This window comes from Sphingomonas sp. 22176 (genome assembly GCF_052045505.1).
GTDB lineage: Bacteria > Pseudomonadota > Alphaproteobacteria > Sphingomonadales > Sphingomonadaceae > Sphingomonas.
In genome coordinates, this window is sequence record NZ_JBQEPL010000001.1 from 562564 (window position 1) to 579169 (window position 16606).

General features: G+C 69.1%; 13 protein-coding genes. 5 read left to right on the plus strand and 8 right to left on the minus strand.

Annotated elements, in window-relative coordinates; genetic code table 11:
* Window positions 1–226 precede the first annotated feature (226 nt).
* Genes ACTJKY_RS02665 through kdsA form a run of 3 tightly spaced genes read left to right on the plus strand, consistent with a single transcriptional unit; the run spans window position 227 to window position 3379 of the window.
* Window positions 227–1225, plus strand: coding sequence for a KpsF/GutQ family sugar-phosphate isomerase (locus tag ACTJKY_RS02665; protein WP_440844030.1), 999 nt, complete (start codon window positions 227–229; stop codon window positions 1223–1225).
* Complete coding sequence (locus ACTJKY_RS02670) at window positions 1218–2546, plus strand: cytidylyltransferase domain-containing protein (protein ID WP_440844032.1); 1329 nt, start codon at window positions 1218–1220, stop codon at window positions 2544–2546. Before ACTJKY_RS02665 ends, ACTJKY_RS02670 begins: the two co-directional genes overlap by 8 nt.
* Before the next feature lie 11 nt (window positions 2547–2557).
* Window positions 2558–3379, plus strand: a complete 822-nt coding sequence (gene kdsA, locus ACTJKY_RS02675) for a 3-deoxy-8-phosphooctulonate synthase (protein WP_440844033.1) — start codon at window positions 2558–2560, stop codon at window positions 3377–3379.
* A 12-nt stretch (window positions 3380–3391) separates the two neighbouring features.
* Here the strand turns inward: kdsA and ACTJKY_RS02680 are convergent, their stop codons facing one another.
* The gene (locus ACTJKY_RS02680; RefSeq protein WP_440844035.1) at window positions 3392–3616 is read right to left on the minus strand and encodes a DUF3072 domain-containing protein; all 225 of its coding nucleotides are present in this window, start codon (window positions 3614–3616) and stop codon (window positions 3392–3394) included.
* A gap of 134 nt (window positions 3617–3750) precedes the next feature.
* Between ACTJKY_RS02680 and ACTJKY_RS02685 the strand changes: the two genes are divergently transcribed.
* Window positions 3751–4140: a four-helix bundle copper-binding protein gene (locus tag ACTJKY_RS02685; protein ID WP_440844037.1), complete on the plus strand. Its 390-nt coding sequence runs from the start codon at window positions 3751–3753 to the stop codon at window positions 4138–4140.
* 6 nt (window positions 4141–4146) lie between these two features.
* On the opposite strand, the gene ACTJKY_RS02690 is transcribed toward ACTJKY_RS02685, so the two are convergent.
* The 3 genes from ACTJKY_RS02690 to dinB form a co-directional block, all read right to left on the minus strand.
* Entirely contained in the window at window positions 4147–6510 is a 2364-nt protein-coding gene (locus ACTJKY_RS02690; RefSeq protein WP_440844039.1) for a hypothetical protein, read from the minus strand.
* A gap of 65 nt (window positions 6511–6575) precedes the next feature.
* Complete coding sequence (locus ACTJKY_RS02695) at window positions 6576–7517, minus strand: YihY/virulence factor BrkB family protein (RefSeq protein ID WP_440844041.1); 942 nt, start codon at window positions 7515–7517, stop codon at window positions 6576–6578.
* Window positions 7518–7609: 92 nt separating this feature from the next.
* Window positions 7610–8695, minus strand: coding sequence for a DNA polymerase IV (dinB, locus tag ACTJKY_RS02700; RefSeq protein WP_440844043.1), 1086 nt, complete (start codon window positions 8693–8695; stop codon window positions 7610–7612).
* A gap of 93 nt (window positions 8696–8788) precedes the next feature.
* On the opposite strand from dinB, the gene ACTJKY_RS02705 reads away from it, so the two are divergent.
* The gene (locus ACTJKY_RS02705) at window positions 8789–9667 is read left to right on the plus strand and encodes a PEP-CTERM sorting domain-containing protein (protein ID WP_440844044.1); all 879 of its coding nucleotides are present in this window, start codon (window positions 8789–8791) and stop codon (window positions 9665–9667) included.
* On the opposite strand, the gene ACTJKY_RS02710 is transcribed toward ACTJKY_RS02705, so the two are convergent.
* The 4 genes from ACTJKY_RS02710 to leuS form a co-directional block, all read right to left on the minus strand.
* Window positions 9643–12390: a glycosyl hydrolase 115 family protein gene (locus ACTJKY_RS02710; RefSeq protein WP_440844045.1), complete on the minus strand. Its 2748-nt coding sequence runs from the start codon at window positions 12388–12390 to the stop codon at window positions 9643–9645. The genes ACTJKY_RS02705 and ACTJKY_RS02710 overlap by 25 nt on opposite strands.
* 163 nt (window positions 12391–12553) lie before the next feature.
* Window positions 12554–13576 (minus strand): DNA polymerase III subunit delta, encoded by a 1023-nt coding sequence (gene holA / locus ACTJKY_RS02715; protein WP_440844046.1) that lies wholly within the window; start codon window positions 13574–13576, stop codon window positions 12554–12556.
* Window positions 13573–14076 (minus strand): LPS assembly lipoprotein LptE, encoded by a 504-nt coding sequence (lptE, locus tag ACTJKY_RS02720; RefSeq protein WP_440844048.1) that lies wholly within the window; start codon window positions 14074–14076, stop codon window positions 13573–13575. Before lptE ends, holA begins: the two co-directional genes overlap by 4 nt.
* Window positions 14073–16604, minus strand: a complete 2532-nt coding sequence (gene leuS, locus ACTJKY_RS02725; RefSeq protein WP_440844049.1) for a leucine--tRNA ligase — start codon at window positions 16602–16604, stop codon at window positions 14073–14075. Before leuS ends, lptE begins: the two co-directional genes overlap by 4 nt.
* Window positions 16605–16606 lie beyond the last annotated feature (2 nt).

Sequence of the window (16606 nt, forward strand, 5' to 3'; positions counted from 1 at the left end):
CACGTCGCGGGGAGATGCCCGCCCAACCGGTGCGCCGCGCCGCGGTTCCGGCCCCGTCCCGAACTAGGCAAGTTTTTCCTAGCGTCGCGCCCGGCCGAAGCGTGGCGGTTCCTATAAGAAACCAATGGGCGTCTTGGCCCGGGTTCGTAACGGAGCAGGCATTGGCGGCATCTCTCTCGTCCGACGCGCATTCCTGCGGGCGGCCCGTCGCCGGGAGCCGCGGGGCATGAAGCATGCCGTGATCGCACGGCGCGCCGATGCCGCGCCTGCGCCCGCACTCGCCTGGGCGGCCGAGGTGATCGCCGCCGAACGCCGTGCGCTCGAAGCCTTCGAGTCCGCCTTGCCGCCGTCGCTGGGCGACGCCGTCGCGGTGATCGCCGGGCAGGCGAGCCCGCTCACCTGCCTCGGCATGGGCAAGTCCGGGCTGATCGCCGCCAAGGTCGCGGCGACCTTCTCCAGCCTGGGCACACCGGCCTTCGCGCTCAACGCGGGCGAGGCGGCGCATGGCGATCTGGGCGCGGTGCAGGACGGCAATGTCGTGCTGCTCTTCTCCAACAGCGGCACCACCGACGAGATCCTGCGCATCCTGCCCGTGCTCAAGGGCCGCAACTGCGTGCTGATCGGCGTGATCGGCCGCCCCGATTCCCCGCTCGGCCGCGCCGTCGATATCCTGATTCCGGCCTGCACGGCCTGCGAAGCCGATCATATCGGCATGGCACCAACGGCCAGCACCACCTTGCAGCTCGCGATCGGCGACGCATTGGCGGTCGCGGTCAGCCGTACCCATGGCTTTACCCGCGCCGATTTCCTCCGCCACCATCCCGCCGGGCTGCTCGGCCGCCAGTCGTTGCCGCTGCGCACGCTGATGCGCACGGGGGAAGAGCTGCCGATGGTGGGGCCGGACGCGCCGGTCGCCGATCTGCTCGCCATGATGTCGCGCGGGCGGATGGGGGCCGCCTGTGTGGTGGGCGAGGACGGCAAGCTGCTCGGCCTCGTCGTCGACGGCGACATTCGCCGCCATTTCCAGTCCCGCCGGGACGTCTACGATACCCCCGCCCGTGCGCTGATGCAGCCGCGCCCCCAGGTGATCGACCTTGCCGCCACGCTGGGCGACGCGCTCCTGCTGCTGCGCCAGCGCGAAGGCGGCTATTCGGTCCTGCCCGTGGTCGACGGTGCGGGGCTTCTGCACGGCATGCTGCACGCCAAGGACTTGTTGAATGGCTAAGCCCCTGAAGATCGTCGCCTTCGTTCCCGCCAAGGGCAATAGCGAGCGCGTGGCGGACAAGAACACGCGCATCCTCGACGGCGAGCACCTGTTCCGCCGCAAGCTGCTGCAGGCGCTCGACTGCCCGGCGATCAGCGAAGTTTGCCTCGATACCGAAAGCGCGGCGATGGCCGAGCTGGCGAGCGATCTGCCGGTCACCTGGCTCCAGCGCCCCGCCGAACTCGCCACCAACGCCACCGACGGGCACGGCATGTTCGCCTGGGAATGCGCGCAGCGCCCCGACGCCGATATCTGGATCCAGCTGCTCTGCACCGCGCCCTTCGTCACCGCCGAGACGATCGGCCGCGCGATCGAGCGGCTGCTCGCCGATCCGGAGGCGGACAGCCTGGTGGCAGTCACCCGCGCCAAGCAATATTGCTGGACCGGCCAGGGCCCCGCCTATGGCACCGGCCGCATCCCCAACAGCGTCGAGCTGCCGGAAACCATCGTCGAGGCAATGAGCCTGTACATCGTCCGCCGAACCGGCGAGGGCCCGGCGACGCGCCGCTTCGGCACCCGCCCGATCCTGTTCGATCTCGATCCGATCGAACAGATCGACATCAATCATCATCACGACCTGGTAATCGCCGAGACGGTGGCGGCGGGCTTCCGCCAGGCGGAAGTCTCCCGCTTCCGCGCGATGCTGCCGCACCTCTCCTCGCCGCTGCTGTCGGACATCCTGAAGGAGCGCGGCCAGCGCGTGGTGCTGCCCAAGGCGCTGCGCCCGACCACGGGGGGCAAGTTCCTCGGCCGCGCCAAGACGCTCGAGCTCGCCGCGCTGCCCAATAGGCCCGATCGCGAGCCCGGCGGCGCGTGGAACGGCATCTATGGCGCGCTGCAATCCTATCGCTTCGTGCGCCCCGGCGACGTGATCATGGTCGCCACCGAACTGCCCGACTTCGCCTATTTCGGCGATCTCAACGCCAATCTCGCGATCCGATCGGGCGCGGTGGGCGCGGTGATCGACGGTGCGACGCGGGATACTGCCGACGTGCGGGCGTTGGGCCTGCCGGTCTATGCGCGCAGCCAGACCTGCGACGACATCAAGTACGAAGGCACGGTCAAGGCGATGAACCGCCCGATCACCATGGGCGAGGTGCGCATCGCCAATGGCGACGTCATCTTCGCGGATCATGACGGTATCGTCGCGGTGCCGAGGACGCTATGGCCGCAGATCGAAGCGGCGGCGTGGGACGTGCTGTCCAACGAAGCGACGATCCGCATGCAGGCTGCACGCGGCCGCGACGTGGATGCTATCCTCGCCGATTGCGGCACGTTCTGAAGGATTCGGGAATGAAGACGGTCAAGGTCGGTGCCCTCGAGATCGCCAACGACAAGCCGTTCGTGCTCGTCGCCGGCCCCTGCGCGATGGAAAGCCGCGACCATGCCTTCTTCATGGCCGAGGCGCTGACCACGCTGTGCGCCGAACTCGGCATCGGCTTCATCTACAAGAGCTCGTTCGACAAGGGGAACCGCACCTCGATCGACGCGCCGCGCGGGATCGGCATGGAGGCGGCGCTGCAGGTGTTCGCCGACCTCAAGGCGCAGTTCGGCTGCCCGGTGCTGACCGACGTGCACGATGCCGGCCAGTGCGCACCGGTGGCCGAGGTGGTCGACGTGCTGCAGATCCCGGCCTTCCTCTGCCGCCAGACCGACCTGCTGATCGCCGCCGCCCAGACCGGTCGTGCGGTGAACGTGAAGAAGGGCCAGTTCCTCGCGCCTTGGGACATGAAGAACGTCGCCAACAAGCTGGCTTCGTCGGGCAACGAGAACATCATCCTGTGCGAGCGTGGCGCCAGCTTCGGCTACAACACGCTGGTCAGCGACATGCGGTCGCTGCCGATCATGGCGGAGACCGGCTATCCGGTGATGTTCGACGCCACCCATTCGGTGCAGCAGCCGGGCGGGCAGGGCACCAGTTCGGGCGGCCAGCGCGAGTTCGTGCCGGTGCTGGCACGCGCCGCGGTGGCGGTGGGCGTGGCGGCGGTGTTCGTCGAGACGCATCAGGCGCCCGATACCGCCCCCAGCGACGGCCCCAACATGGTGCCGCTCGATCAGATGCGCGCGCTGCTCACCCGCCTCAAGGCGTTCGACGGCCTCGCCAAGGCGGGCTGAGCCTGGCGCCGCTCAGCGGCCCAGCTGTTCCTTCAGCGCATCGATCCGCTTCGAGGCCTCGGCCTTGTTGAGATCACCCTCGATCGGCGGCTCGCCCGCTTCTTCGAGCAGCGTGGTGAGGTAGGAGGCCTGCGCGCCGGTCATCGGATCGTCGCCCGATACCCAGTCGTCGGGATCCTTCTCGGTGTTCGAGCCGGGATGTTCGTCGAGCTTCGGATTGTGCAGTGGTTCGGCCATGATCGCCTCCTGAAGTTCCTGTTATGTTCGACAACGGGCGGCGCAACGCGCTGGTTCCCCGGTCTTTTATCTGAACCCTCGGCGCTCCGGCCCGTTGGGAAGGCGACCGATGCCGGCCAGCAAGGAGCCATCCCATGTCCCTCGAAAAGATGATCGCGCTGCACCCCGATGTGGGCGCCGATGCCAACGCCGCGCTCGCCAAGGCGGCGCGCCACGCCATGCTATGTTCGCTGATGTGCACCAGCTGCGCCGACGCCTGTGTCGCCGAAGCGATGGACATGCGGCAATGCGTGCGCAGCTGCCTCGATTGCGCCGATGTCTGCGCGGCGACCGCACGGCTGGCGACGCGGCGCACCGGGCAGAACATCGCGATGCTGCGGACGATGCTGGAGACGTGCATCCGCGCCTGCGAACTCTGTGCCGAGGAATGCGCCAAGCACGACCACGAACATTGCCGGCTCTGCGCGACGATGTGCCGCGAATGTGCCGAGGATTGCCGCGCGGCGCTGCCCAGCGTGCAGTAAGCCCGATCAGCCGGGCAGCGCCACCGTCGCGACGCTGTCCGGCGCGTCGTGCAGCCGCAGATACAAGGTCTTCCCCGCCGGGCGTGGGAGCGCGATGCTGCTGCCGACAAAGCCGAGCGGTACCGCAGTGGCGCTCGTGAAGTCCGGCTTGTCGCTGATCGCAGCGAGCACGAACAGGTCCTGCCCGGTCAGCGTGCACGGCGTGGCCTCGGCGGGACAGGCGAGCCCGGTCAGCTCCGGCAGCCGGGCGAGGGTGACCAGCGGCTGCCAATCTCCCGGCGTACCGTCCTGCACCAGCCGGTAGCGTAGCGGCCCGGCAATGCCGGCGCCGAGCAGCGCGCGCGGCACGAAATGGGCTACCACCACATCGCCGCCGACCCGCTGGAGCGCGCCGTCACGGAAGGCGAGGCGGGCGCTCGGACCGTCGCCACCGGCGATTTCGACCGTACCGCTATCCCCCAGCGTGCCGCGGGTGACCTTGAACGAGAAGTCGATCGCGGCGTCGGCGGGCAGCACGCCGTCGGGCAGGGTGATCGGCAGCGCGCCGGTGGCGGGCTTGCCGCTCGCCGCGCGGCTGAGCAGGGTGGCCGCGGGGCGGGGGGCCGTTGCGCGGACCGCCAGCTTTACGCTGCGCCCGTCGCGGAGCCGCACCACCGCCTCGCCGTCGCCGGCGGGGATCGGGCCCGGTGCGATCAGCGCCAGCCGGTCGCCCTCGCCGACGCGCGACAGGGCGCCGGCGCTGAAGTGCAGCCCGTGCCAGTCGAGCCCCGCGACCTGATCGAGCCGCGCGCCTTCCAGCACCCCCTCGGCATCGCCTTCGTGCACCACGAAGCGATCGAGCCGGCTCGCCTCGAGCCGCGCGACCAGCGGGATCGTGTCCGGCGGCGCGCTGCCGAAGCGGGCGACATTGAGCGTCAGGGCGCCGGGCTTGGCGTCCTTGAGCGGCAGCGTCATGGTCAGCTCGTCCTGCCCGGTCACCTTGAACGGCACCGGGGTGCGCGTGCCGGCGGCGTCGCTCAGCGCGATCTGGCTGACGCAGAAGGCCGCCCCGCCGCGCAGCACCAGCGGATGCTCGCGGCCCACCACGACATTGCTGTCCGGCACCGCGCGCCACGCGCCCATGGTGTCGAGCTGCACCGGCAGCCGCGGGCCGGAGAAGCTGTCGAAGCCCCAGCGGCCCTGCAGCACCGCGTTAGAAACCGTGCCGAGATCCGCCGGCACCGCGCCGTCCAGCTTCACGCCGCCCTTCTCGACATCGGGCAGCACGGGGAAGTCGCGCGTCGCGCCCTCGTTGCTGGTCACCCGTACCGAGAGCGATCGGCCGAAATCGGTGGCGTAGAGGAGCGGCGCGTCCTCCAGCGGCAGCACCAGATCGGGCTTGGCGAGGCACACCGGCGTCGGCCCGCCCGCCTGCCAGATCGGCGGCGTGGCGGGCCCGATCGGCGGCAGCGGCGCGGCGAGCACCGAGCGCGGGCTCTGGAACGAAGGCGCGGCGTTGAGCAGCAGCTTCAGCGTGTCGCCGCGACCGAGCGCCAGCGCCGGCAGATACTGATATTGCGGGCTGCGGAACGCGCCGAACAGCTTCGCCACGTCGCGCGCCAGCCCGATATACGAGCTGTAATAGCCGCCGCCCGCCTGGGGCGTCGCGGCGATGCTGTAGGCGAGGTCGGCGGGGGTGCCGGTCAGCGTCTCGGCCAGGGTGGTGCCGCGCTGGGTCTGCAGCACCAGCGAATCGCGATTTTGGGTGAGGCAGGCCGCCTGCAGCCCGCGCGGGCGAGAAAGGCATTCGGCGTTGAGCTTGATCCGCAGCGCATTGGCGAGCACCGGCGCGGCGGTGGCGAGCCGCTCGGGGGCCGTGTCGCCGATCCGCGCGATGGCGCTCACGAACGCATCGAGCCGCGCGCGATCGAGCGAGGCCTGGAACAGGTCCTGCGCCACCCGGACGAACACGCCCGGTCGCCCCCGCACCGCGTCGCGCACCGCATCGAACCCGCCGCCGGTGTCCGGCGCGAGCAGCAGCACGGCCTGCTCGGCGCCGTCCGGCACGGTCAGTTCGAGCTTGTTCTTCTTCTTGCGCCACGTCTCGGCGACGAAGAACCAGTCCTTGGGCGGCGGGTTGGTCGCGCCGCGCAGGAAGGCGACGACCAGCAGATAATGCGCCGACTGGTCGGGGGGCAGCGCCGCTTCGGCCGTGACCTTGTCGCCCGGCTGGAGCGAGGGCACCGCGCCGATCGGCAGCGTGGTGTTGCCGCGCGTGACCGTCAGCTTCAGGTCCGGCCCGACCAGGTCGAAGGCGTTTTGCTGGGCCTGGGCGGGGAGCGCGGCGCAGAGCAGCGCCAGCAGTAGCGGGATCAGGGGAAGTCGACGCATCGCGCCGCTATAGGGGAAGCGGGCAGGGCAGGGCCATGGCCTGCGCGACGAGCCGTTGTCGTCAATCACTCGGCGACATTGTCCGCCACCCAGGCCCGGCGCTGGCCGAGTGGCTGGGGTGCGCCGGTGGTGGTGTCGTGCGTGGTCTGGTGCTCCAGCTCCGAATTGAGCTCTGCGCCGAACAGCAGGATATAGGCCGAGAGGTAGAGCCAGGTGAGCAGCGCGACGATCGTGCCGAGCGCGCCATAGGTCGCATCGAAGCGCCCGACATAGCGGACATAGGCGCCGAAGCCGAGGGTCAGCCCCAGCCACAGCAGTGCCGCGAGCAGCGATCCCGGCGTGATCCAGGCCCAGCGCGGTTTCGCCCGCGACGGGCCGCAACGATACAGCGCCGCTGCACCCACGGTGCCGGCGAGCGTCAGCAGCACATGGCTCGCGATCTTGCCGAGCACGAGCAGCGCGTCGGGGGCAAAGGGCAGCAGGTGATCGAGCGCGCCGAGTGCCGTCATCGCCCCCGCCGCCAGCACCGCTGCGAACACGGCGCCGACGGTGATCGCGATGGCGGTCACGTTCACCCAGATGAAGTTGCGCTTCTCCTTCTCCTCATAGGCGATGTTGAGCGCGGCGATGATCGCCCCGGCGCCGTTGCGCGCGCCGAACAGCGCGATGGCCAGCGCGATCAGGATGCCGAAGCCCTTCTGGCCATCGGGGCTGTGGACCAGCCCGAGCAGCTGGTCGCCCACCACCGCGGCGATGTCGCGCGGGAGGACGGTGGAAAGCGCGCGGACGTCGTGCAGCACAGTCACCGGGTCGGCGATCAGCCCGTAGCTCAGCACCACCGCGCCGAGCAGCGGCACCAGCGCGAGGAAGCCGTAGAACGCCACGCCGGCGGCGATCAGCCCGATATTGTCGTCGCTCGCCTCGTTCCAGCTGCGCCACAGCACGGACTTCCATCCCGCCCAAGGCATCGCCCATGGGCTGTGCGCGTCGCGCCCCTTCGGATCCATCCTGCTTCCCCTGTTTCTTGTCGCGGGAAAGCGCGCGACCCTTGGGCCCGGTTCCTTGCGTCCCAAGGTGCAGGCTATTGAGAACGCGGCGGTTACTGCGCGTCCGCATGTCCGAACAACGGCAGCGGCTCTGCCAGCCCGCGCTCGAAATTGGAGACGGTCACGCCTACCAGCCTTATGCCCTTGGGCGTCGGCAGCACCGAGCGCAGCAGCGCGATACTGGCGGCATGAAGCTGCTCGCGGCTGGTGATCGGGGCGGTGTGGCTGCGGCTGCGGGTGATGATCTGGAAATCGGCATATTTGATCTTCACCGTCGCGGTGCGGCCAAAGCCCTGGGTGCGCTCGCACCATTCCCACACGTCGTCCGCCTGGCCCAGCACTGCCGCTTCGATCTCGGCATCCTCGGTCAGGTCGCGGCTGAAGGTGGTCTCGGAGCCCGAGGACTTGCGCTCGCGGTTGGGGTTTACCGGCCGCTCGTCCACGCCGCGCACGATCTGGTGATACCATTCGGCGCTGCTGCCGAAATGCTGCTGGAGGAAGTCGAGCGACTTGGCGCGCAGGTCCGCCCCGGTCTCGATCCCCAGCCGCTGCATCTTGGCGGCGGTGACCGGCCCCACCCCGTGGAAGCGCGAGACCGGCAGCGTCTCCACCCAGGCGGCGCCCATCTCGGGCGTCACCGCGAACTGGCCGTTTGGCTTGCGATGGTCCGAGGCGAGCTTGGCGAGGAACTTGTTGTACGAGACGCCGGCCGAGGCGGTGAGCCCGGTCTCGGCCAGGATGCGCGCGCGGATCTCCTTCGCCGTCGCCCAGGCGGTGCCGAGCCCGCGGCGATCCGCGGTCACGTCGAGATAGGCTTCATCGAGCGACAGCGGCTGGATCAGATCGGTATAGTCGGCGAAGATTGCGTGGATCTGCTGCGACACCGCCTTGTACACGTCGAAGCGCGGCCGCACGAAGATCAGGTCCGGGCAGCGCCTGAGCGCCGTGACCGAGGGCAGGGCCGAGCGCACCCCGAAGGTGCGCGCCTCATAGCTTGCCGCCGCCACCACCCCGCGCGCCGCGGCCGAGCCCACGGCCACCGGCTTGCCCCGCAAGCTGGGATCGTCGCGCTGCTCGACCGAGGCGTAGAACGCATCCATGTCGATATGCAGGATCTTCCGGATGGGCGGCGCAGCCATGGCGCCGATATACCGCCGGATGAACGAATAGGGAACAGCGTTTCCGGTCCAAGTCATTGTGAAACGGGCAGGTGCGCGGCTAAGGGAGAAGGCATGCAGACGTTTCCTCGCCGCTTCGCCCTCCTGCTCGCCTGTCTTCTGTGGACACTGCCCGCGGCGGCGAAGACGATCCTGTTCATCGGCAACAGCTTTACCTTCGGCGCCAATTCGCCGGTGATGCGCTATCGGCCGGACCGCGTGATGGACCTCAACCATGAGGGGATCGGCGGTGTGCCTGCGCTGTTCCGCACCTTCGCAATCGAATCCGGGCTCGACTGGCAGGTGAGCCTGGAAACCTCGCCCGGCAAGGATCTTGCCTGGCACCTCGCCAACCGTCGTGCGCTGATCGATCGGCGCTGGGACGTGGTGGTGCTGCAGGGCTTCAGCACGCTGGATGCCGAGCGGCCGGGCGATCCCACCCGCCACCTCGCCGCCGCCCGCGCCATCGCCGCGCTGGTCCATGCCCGCAATCCCGCGGCGCAGGTGGAGCTGGTCGCGACCTGGTCGCGCGCCGACCAGACCTATCGGCCGGGCGGGCACTGGCACGGCTCGTCGATCTACCGGATGGCGGAAGACCTGCTGGCGGCCAACCGGCTGGGGCTGGTGCCGGGCGCTGGCATCCACGGCGTGCTGCCGGTCGGCACCGCCTGGAACCGCGCGATCCGCGACGGCTTTGCCGATGCCAATCCCTATGACGGCATCGCCTGGGGCCAGTTCAGCCTGTGGACCTGGGACCAGTATCACGCCAGCGCCGAGGGCTATTATCTGGAGGCGCTGGTCGAATTCGGCGGGATCACCGGCCGCGATCCGCGCAGCCTCGGCCCGCGCGAGCGCGCCGCGGAGGATCTCGGGATCAACCCCGAGGTCGCCCGGCGGCTGCGCGACGTCGCCGCCGCCGAGCTGGCGGCTCAGCGGGTCGGCGGCGCGCCGTAAGTATCGGGGGCGCCGTCGAGGCGCACGTCGATCCGATCGAGCAGGAAGCCGGGGTCCATCGCGAACACTTCGATCTTGTGTGCACCCGCGGCCAGCAGGCCCAGCTTGAGCGTGCGCACCGCAGTGTTGGAGAGGACGTTGGCCTTCCATTCATCGCTGCGGCCATGGGTCTCATAGTCCAGCACGGTGATCGCCCCGCCATCCACCCGTACGCCCAGCCGCAGCTTGTTGGCGGAGGTGAGGGCGTGGACCGGCAGGGCGACGATCCTGAGCTCGGCATCGCCCTTGTTGCCCAGCACGAAGGGCAGGACAAGCGGAGCCGCGGCATCGGCGTGGTCGCTGGAGGACAGGTCGAGTTTGCTGCGCAGCACGGCGCCGCGCGAGCCTAGTTCCGCGATCCGCTCCCACGGCGCGCCGGCCAGTTTGAGGTCCGCCGGAGTCAGCGAGATGATGTGGTTCACCTCCGGCGTCGCGTCGCCGGCGGGGAAGGGCTGGAGCACCGGCTCGAGATAGACCATCGCGCCGTTGCAGCGGATCTTGCCGGCAGCGATGGCGCCCTTGCCGTCATAGGTCACGGCAACGCGCATCTCATAGCCGTTGCTCGCATCGAGCCGGCCGGAACGGGCGGAGAGTTCGACGCCTTCCAGCCCCTCCACGGTCCAGTCGCTCACCGCGCCCTTGCCATAGACGGTCATGAACCGCGTTTCCGCCTTGCCCGGCGCGAAGGCGAGCGCGCGGGCATCGGCGCCGCAGGGGGCGACGGGCGCGAGGTCGATCCTGGGAGTGGGCGGCTCGGCGAACACCGCGAGCTGGCGCGGGGCCATGTCCATGATGCCGCGCCACTTGCCGCCGTTCTGGGCATTGTAGGCGGTGGTGTCGGCGACGATCGCCTGGTGGGCGGCGCGGGCCTGATCGGCGAGCGCATTGGCGCTGGCACGACCCTGCCGGGCATAGAGCGCGGCGAGATCGAGCTTGAGGTTGCGCTCGTTGAGCTTGGCCGCCCCGCGGACCGGGTAGAGGACGAGCTGGAAAAAGGCGTCGCGGCGATCGGCCGGCATCGTCGCCGCCAGCGCCTCGGCCTTGTCGAGCAGCGCCTGATAGCGGGCGATCCGCGCCTGTGCCTCGTCGCCGCCGGTGCGGACATAGTCGCCAATGCGGATCGGCGTCTCGGGCTCGACGGTGCTGAAGCCCATGAACTCGGGCTTCCGCTCCCAGGCAAGGTCGTAAAAGTCCATCAGCACGTCGCCCACGGCGGGGCCCTGCGCGCCGAACTGCGTGGTCGCCCAGTCGTACAGCTGGGTGCGCACCGGCTTGTTGAGCAGCTTCGCGTCGAACGCCACGTCGAGGAAGTAGCTGGCCAGCACCTCGCCCGGCTTGATGTCGCCGACATTGACCACCCACAGCTTGCGCGTGCCGGTCTGCCAGGCGCGGTCGAGTTCTTCGCGGATCAGCGCGGGATGGGTGGTCGCCAGCCACAGATAGTCGTGCGGCCGGCCCCAATAGCTGATGTGGTAGTAGAGGCCCGATCCGCCCTTGCGCACGCGCTCGGCGGCGGTCGGCAGCTGGCCGAGATAGCCATAATTGTCCTCGGGCCAGACGAGCGTCACGTCCTCGGGCACCTTGAGCCCGCTGCGATAGACGTCGAGCACCTCCTTATAGAGCGTCAGCACCTGCGGGATCTGGTCCGCCGGCCTGCCCTGCGCGGCGGCGAGCAGGCCGCGCTGCAGGTCGATCGCCTGGGCCGTGGCGGCAAGCGCTTGTTCGGGGCTCTTGGCACCCTCCAGCGCCGAGTCATGCTTGCCGCGCAGGCCGATCGTGTAAACGTTCTCGTACGCCTTCACCGCGTCGACGCGGCGGCGCCAATAATCGACCATGCGGTCGCGATTGGTGAAGAAGTTGAACGGGCCTTGCGTCCTCTCGTCCCACTCGCGGACGTTGTTGCGCATCATTGGTTCGGCATGGGAAGTACCGACGATAATGCCGTACGCCTTTGCCATCTCGGCATTGCCGGGGATCTGGTAGAAGGGCTTGGTGCTTTCGTGCATCGCCGGCCAGATCAGATTGGCCTTGAGCCGCCACATTAGTTCGAAGACGCGGGCATAGGTCTTGGGGCCGATATCGCCGGTCTCGGGCTCGTAGGTCTTGGCCGCCCAGGGCTGGAGGCCCCAATCCTCGTCGTTGAGGAAGATGCCGCGATACTGGACCGAGGGCGCGTCGGAGAGCAGGCGGCGGCCGTCGACGACCAGCCGGTCGGCATGGCGGGGGGTGACGTCGGCCCACCATTCCCAGGCCGAGATGCCGAGCGCGCGGCTGAGGTCCACCGTACCCCAGATCGCGCCGCGTGGGTCCGATCCGGCGATCAGCAGATAGGACCGGCCGGGATGCTGCTTCGAGGGGGCGAGGACGCGGATATAGCGCTCCCACTGGCCGTCCAAGGCGGCGAGATCGACCTTGGTATCGGCGGCGACGGTGCGGACGAGGGTGGAGTCCTTCTGGCCGATGACGACGCAGAGCTTCTCGCAGGCGGCGAGGTCGCCCGCGACCAGCGGCGTCTTGCCCGCGCGCTTGCCGATGTCGCGGGCGAGCAGATCCCCGGCGAGCTTCGCCGAGGTCGCGTCGTCATGGACGATGGTGGCGGTGGTTCGGCCGTCGAACAGTACCGCCTGCTGCGCATGCGCGGCGACGGGAAGGGCGAGCAGGGCGGGCAGGGCGAAATAGCGCATGCGGGGCTTGAAGCATGCGCAGCGGCGGAAGGGAATCCCCTGGAGCAAACGTCCTCTTCCCGCTTACGGGAGGGGCTAGGGGAGGGACTGACGTGGAAGAGGCGCTGCTATGGTCCAGCCCCTCCCCCGACCCCTCCCGCAAGCGGGAGGGGAGCGCAGGTTGTCAGCCCTTCGCCCGTGCCGCAGCCCGGGCGATCGCCACGCATTCCACTTCGGCCAGCAACTCCCCCGCGCTGCCGCTGCTCATCATCGCCCGCTCGGCCAGCCGCACCCGCTCGATCGCGCGGGCGATCTGCGGTGCGGACCAGCGGCGGAGCGCGCGGCCGGTGGCGGGGCGTTCCTTGAAGAAGACGCGGTGGCGCTCCATCGCATCGTCGACGCTGGCACCCTGGTCCATCTCGGCGCGCAGTTCGGCGAGCGTCATCAGCCGGCGGACCAGCTGGCGCATCAAGGGAATGGCCGAGCCGCCGCCTTCGCCGAGCTTGGCCAGTTCCTCGCCCACTTCGGCGACGCGCCCGTCGAGAATCGCCTCGATCGCGCCGAACAGCTCGCCTTCGCCGAGGTCAGCGCCGATCGCATCCAGCGCCGCGCCATCGGCATCGCGGGGATGTTCGGGATCGGCATCGAGGAACAGCGCCAGCTTCTCGATCTCGCGGGTCAGCACGGCGCGGTCGCCGGCCGAGGCCAGCGCCAGCCGGTGCGGCACGTCGCCGGTGAGGCGCAGGCCATGCTCGCGCGCGATCGTGCCCGCCAGCTGCGCGGCGCCCGCGCCTTCGGGCACATAGCAGGCGAATGCCATCGCGCTGGGCGCGGCGATCGCGGCCTTTACCAGCTTGCCGCTGGTCTTGAGGTTGGGGCCGATCGCCACCACCGGATTGCCCGCGCGCTCGGCGCCGAGCAGCAGGGCGATCGCCTCGGCCGCGCCTTCCTCGATATTGGTAACCCGGATGTAGCGCGCCCCGCCGAACAGCGAGAGCGATGCCGCCTCGTCGGCCAGCAGCCCGGGCTGGTCGCGCAGCATCTTCATGTCGATGTCGATGCGCTCGACGTCCGGCCCCAGCGCCTTGCCGAGCCGCTGGGCGAGGTCGGCGGCGCCCGCTTCGTCGGGGCCGTGGAGCAGATAGAGCCGGGTATCGGGCCTCGGCGAGTCTACCGCCGCGCGAATCTGGCCCGCATTGGCCTTCACTTGGGCCGCGCGCCGCCCTCGCGCACCGTCCGCGCCAGCCGGGCGACGATCTGGTCGGCGACGATGCCCGAGAGCCGCTCCAGCGCCGACTTTTCGGCGGCGATCGTGGCATATTCGGAGCCGACCACGTCGATGCCCGCGTCCGAACCGGCGGTGGCGTCGAGCACCACCTGGCCGTTCCGCAGGTCGATCAACTGATAGCGGGCGCGCAACGTCCGCCGCTCGCGCGAGACCGAGTCGTCGCGCCGCACGCCCAGCCCGATGATCTGGTCGTCGAGCTTCACTTCGAGCCGGTACGCCGGTGCACCGCCATTGTTGGCAAGCCGGTCCTTGAGCGCATTGGACACCAGCCAGCCGGACTGGCCCTGGATCGGCGCGACTTCGACCGCCGACAGCGTCGTCGCCACCGGGCCGCTACTGCCCCCCTGATACATCGGATGCAGCCCGCACGCGGAAAGCGCGAGGGCGAGGGGGGCGAGCAGGGCGACGGTCTTGTTCATGCGACGATGTTCACCAATCGATCGGGCACCACGATGATCTTGCGCGGTGCGTTGCCTTCGAGCAGCCGAACGATCTTGTCCGACGCAAGTGCCGCGGCTTCGACCACGTCCTTGGCGGCGCCCTTCGGCATCACCAGCGTATCGCGCAGCTTGCCGTTGACCTGCACCGCGATCGTCACTTCGTCGTCGATCAGCAGCGCCGGATCGACCGCCGGCCATTCGGCATCGGCGATCATGCCGGTCTCGCCCATCGCCGCCCAGGCCTCTTCGGCGATGTGCGGCACCATCGGCGCGACGATGCGGACCAGCGCGCGGATGGCGGCGGTGCGCGAGGCGGAAGGCTTGGCCTTCTCGATCGCCGCGGTCAGCTCATAGAGCTTGGCGACGGCCTTGTTGAAGGTCAGCGCCTCGATGTCCTCGGCCACGCCGGCGATGGTACGATGCAGCTTGCGGTCGAGATCCTTGTCCTCGCCTTCGGCCTGCTCCAGCCCGTCGAACAGGCGCCACAGCCGGTTGACGAAACGCCAGGCACCTTCGATGCCGCTCTCGCTCCATTCGAGGTCGCGCTCGGGCGGGCTGTCGGAGAGCACGAACCAGCGGGTCGCGTCGGCGCCGTACTGGTCGACGATCTCGGTCGGGTCGACGGTGTTCTTCTTCGACTTCGACATCTTCTCGACGCGGCCGACGGTAACCTCGGCGCCGGTGTCGGTCAGATAGGCGGAGCCATCGGCGCGGAACGAGACCTGGGTCGGTTCGAAATACAGCTTCCGCTCCAGCCCCTCATGCTCTTCGAGCTGATAGTAGCTGGCGTGGGTGACCATGCCCTGGGTGAACAGACCCGCAAATGGCTCGGCCACGTCGATGCGGCCGATATGGCGCAGCGCGCGGGTGAAGAAGCGCGCATAGAGCAGGTGCAGGATCGCATGCTCGACGCCGCCGATATACTGGCCGACCGGCAGCCACTGCTCGGCCACCGCCTTGTCGAACGGCTTGTCCGAAGGCTGGCTGGCGAAGCGCAGGAAATACCAGCTCGAATCGACGAAGGTGTCGAGCGTGTCGGTCTCGCGGCGCGCGGGCTTGCCGCACTTGGGGCAATCGACATGCTTCCACGTCGCGTGGCGATCCAGCGGATTGCCGGGGACGTCGAACGTCACATCCTCGGGCAGCGAGACCGGCAGCTGCGCCTTGGGCACGCCGACGGGACCGCAATCCTCGCAATGGATGATCGGGATCGGGGTGCCCCAATAACGCTGGCGGCTGACGCCCCAGTCGCGCAGGCGCCACACGGTGCTGCCGGTACCCCAGCCGCCTTCCTCGGCGCGGCGGATCACTTCGCGCTTGGCATCGACGACGTCGAGCCCGTCGAGGAAGTGCGAATTCACCAGCGTGCCGGGGCCGGTATAGGCCTCGGTGCCGTCGAACTTAGGATCGGTCTTGTCGCCTTCGGAGACGACGCGGCGGATCGGCAGCTGGTACTTGGTCGCGAATTCGAAGTCGCGCTGGTCATGCGCCGGCACGCCGAACACCGCGCCGGTGCCGTAATCCATCAGCACGAAGTTCGCGATATAGACCGGCACCTGCCAGTTCGCATCGAACGGATGCTGCGCGGTGAGCCCGGTGTTCCAGCCGAGCTTTTCCTGCGTCTCCAGCTCGGCGGCGGTGGTGCCGCCCTGCTTGCAGCGCTCGATGAACGCCTGCACTTCCGGATTGCCCGCGGCGAGGGCCTGCGCGATCGGATGGTCCGCCGCGATCGCGACGAAGCTCGCGCCGAAGATCGTGTCCGGCCGCGTGGTATAGACGGTCAGCCCTTCGCCGTTGGACAACGCCCACGTGAACTGCAGGCCTTCCGACTTGCCGATCCAGTTTTCCTGCATCAGCTTCACCTTGTCCGGCCAATGCTCGAGGCCCTTCAGCCCTTCGAGCAGGTCGTCGGCGAAATCGGTGATCTTGAGGAACCACTGGTTGAGCTTGCGCCGCTCTACCAGGGCGCCCGAGCGCCAGCCGCGCCCGTCGATCACCTGCTCGTTGGCGAGCACGGTCATGTCGACCGGATCCCAGTTGACCGCGCTTTCCTTGCGGTAGACCAGGCCAGCCTCATACAGGTCGAGGAACAGTGCCTGTTCCTGGCCGTAATAGTCAGGCTCGCAGGTGGCGATCTCGCGCGTCCAGTCCAGCGCGAAGCCGAGGCGCTTGAGCTGCGCCTTCATCGTCGCGATGTTCTGGCGGGTCCAGGCGCCCGGATGGACCTTCTTTTCCATCGCGGCATTTTCGGCGGGCATGCCGAAGGCGTCCCAGCCCATCGGATGGAGCACTTCCATGCCCTTCATCCGGCGGAAGCGCGCCAGCACGTCGCCCATCGTGTAGTTGCGCACATGGCCCATATGGATGCGCCCCGACGGATAGGGGAACATCTCGAGCACATAGGACTTCGGCTTGGGCGAATCGTCGCGGGCGGCGAAGGTGCGGTTTTCCTCCCACGCCTTCTGCCACGCCGCGTCCGCCTTCAAGGGATTGAAGCGAGACGCCATAT

What these genes read in the sequence shown, in the direction of transcription:
- lptE (WP_440844048.1), bottom strand. Translation starts at nt 14,076, where the DNA reads ATGAACAAGACCGTCGCCCTGCTCGCCCCCCTCGCCCTCGCGCTTTCC.
- ACTJKY_RS02670 (WP_440844032.1), top strand. Translation starts at nt 1,218, where the DNA reads ATGGCTAAGCCCCTGAAGATCGTCGCCTTCGTTCCCGCCAAGGGCAAT.
- ACTJKY_RS02710 (WP_440844045.1), bottom strand. Translation starts at nt 12,390, where the DNA reads ATGCGCTATTTCGCCCTGCCCGCCCTGCTCGCCCTTCCCGTCGCCGCG.
- ACTJKY_RS02695 (WP_440844041.1), bottom strand. Translation starts at nt 7,517, where the DNA reads ATGGATCCGAAGGGGCGCGACGCGCACAGCCCATGGGCGATGCCTTGG.
- leuS (WP_440844049.1), bottom strand. Translation starts at nt 16,604, where the DNA reads ATGGCGTCTCGCTTCAATCCCTTGAAGGCGGACGCGGCGTGGCAGAAG.
- ACTJKY_RS02690 (WP_440844039.1), bottom strand. Translation starts at nt 6,510, where the DNA reads ATGCGTCGACTTCCCCTGATCCCGCTACTGCTGGCGCTGCTCTGCGCC.
- ACTJKY_RS02685 (WP_440844037.1), top strand. Translation starts at nt 3,751, where the DNA reads ATGTCCCTCGAAAAGATGATCGCGCTGCACCCCGATGTGGGCGCCGAT.
- ACTJKY_RS02665 (WP_440844030.1), top strand. Translation starts at nt 227, where the DNA reads ATGAAGCATGCCGTGATCGCACGGCGCGCCGATGCCGCGCCTGCGCCC.
- ACTJKY_RS02680 (WP_440844035.1), bottom strand. Translation starts at nt 3,616, where the DNA reads ATGGCCGAACCACTGCACAATCCGAAGCTCGACGAACATCCCGGCTCG.
- ACTJKY_RS02705 (WP_440844044.1), top strand. Translation starts at nt 8,789, where the DNA reads ATGCAGACGTTTCCTCGCCGCTTCGCCCTCCTGCTCGCCTGTCTTCTG.
- kdsA (WP_440844033.1), top strand. Translation starts at nt 2,558, where the DNA reads ATGAAGACGGTCAAGGTCGGTGCCCTCGAGATCGCCAACGACAAGCCG.
- dinB (WP_440844043.1), bottom strand. Translation starts at nt 8,695, where the DNA reads ATGGCTGCGCCGCCCATCCGGAAGATCCTGCATATCGACATGGATGCG.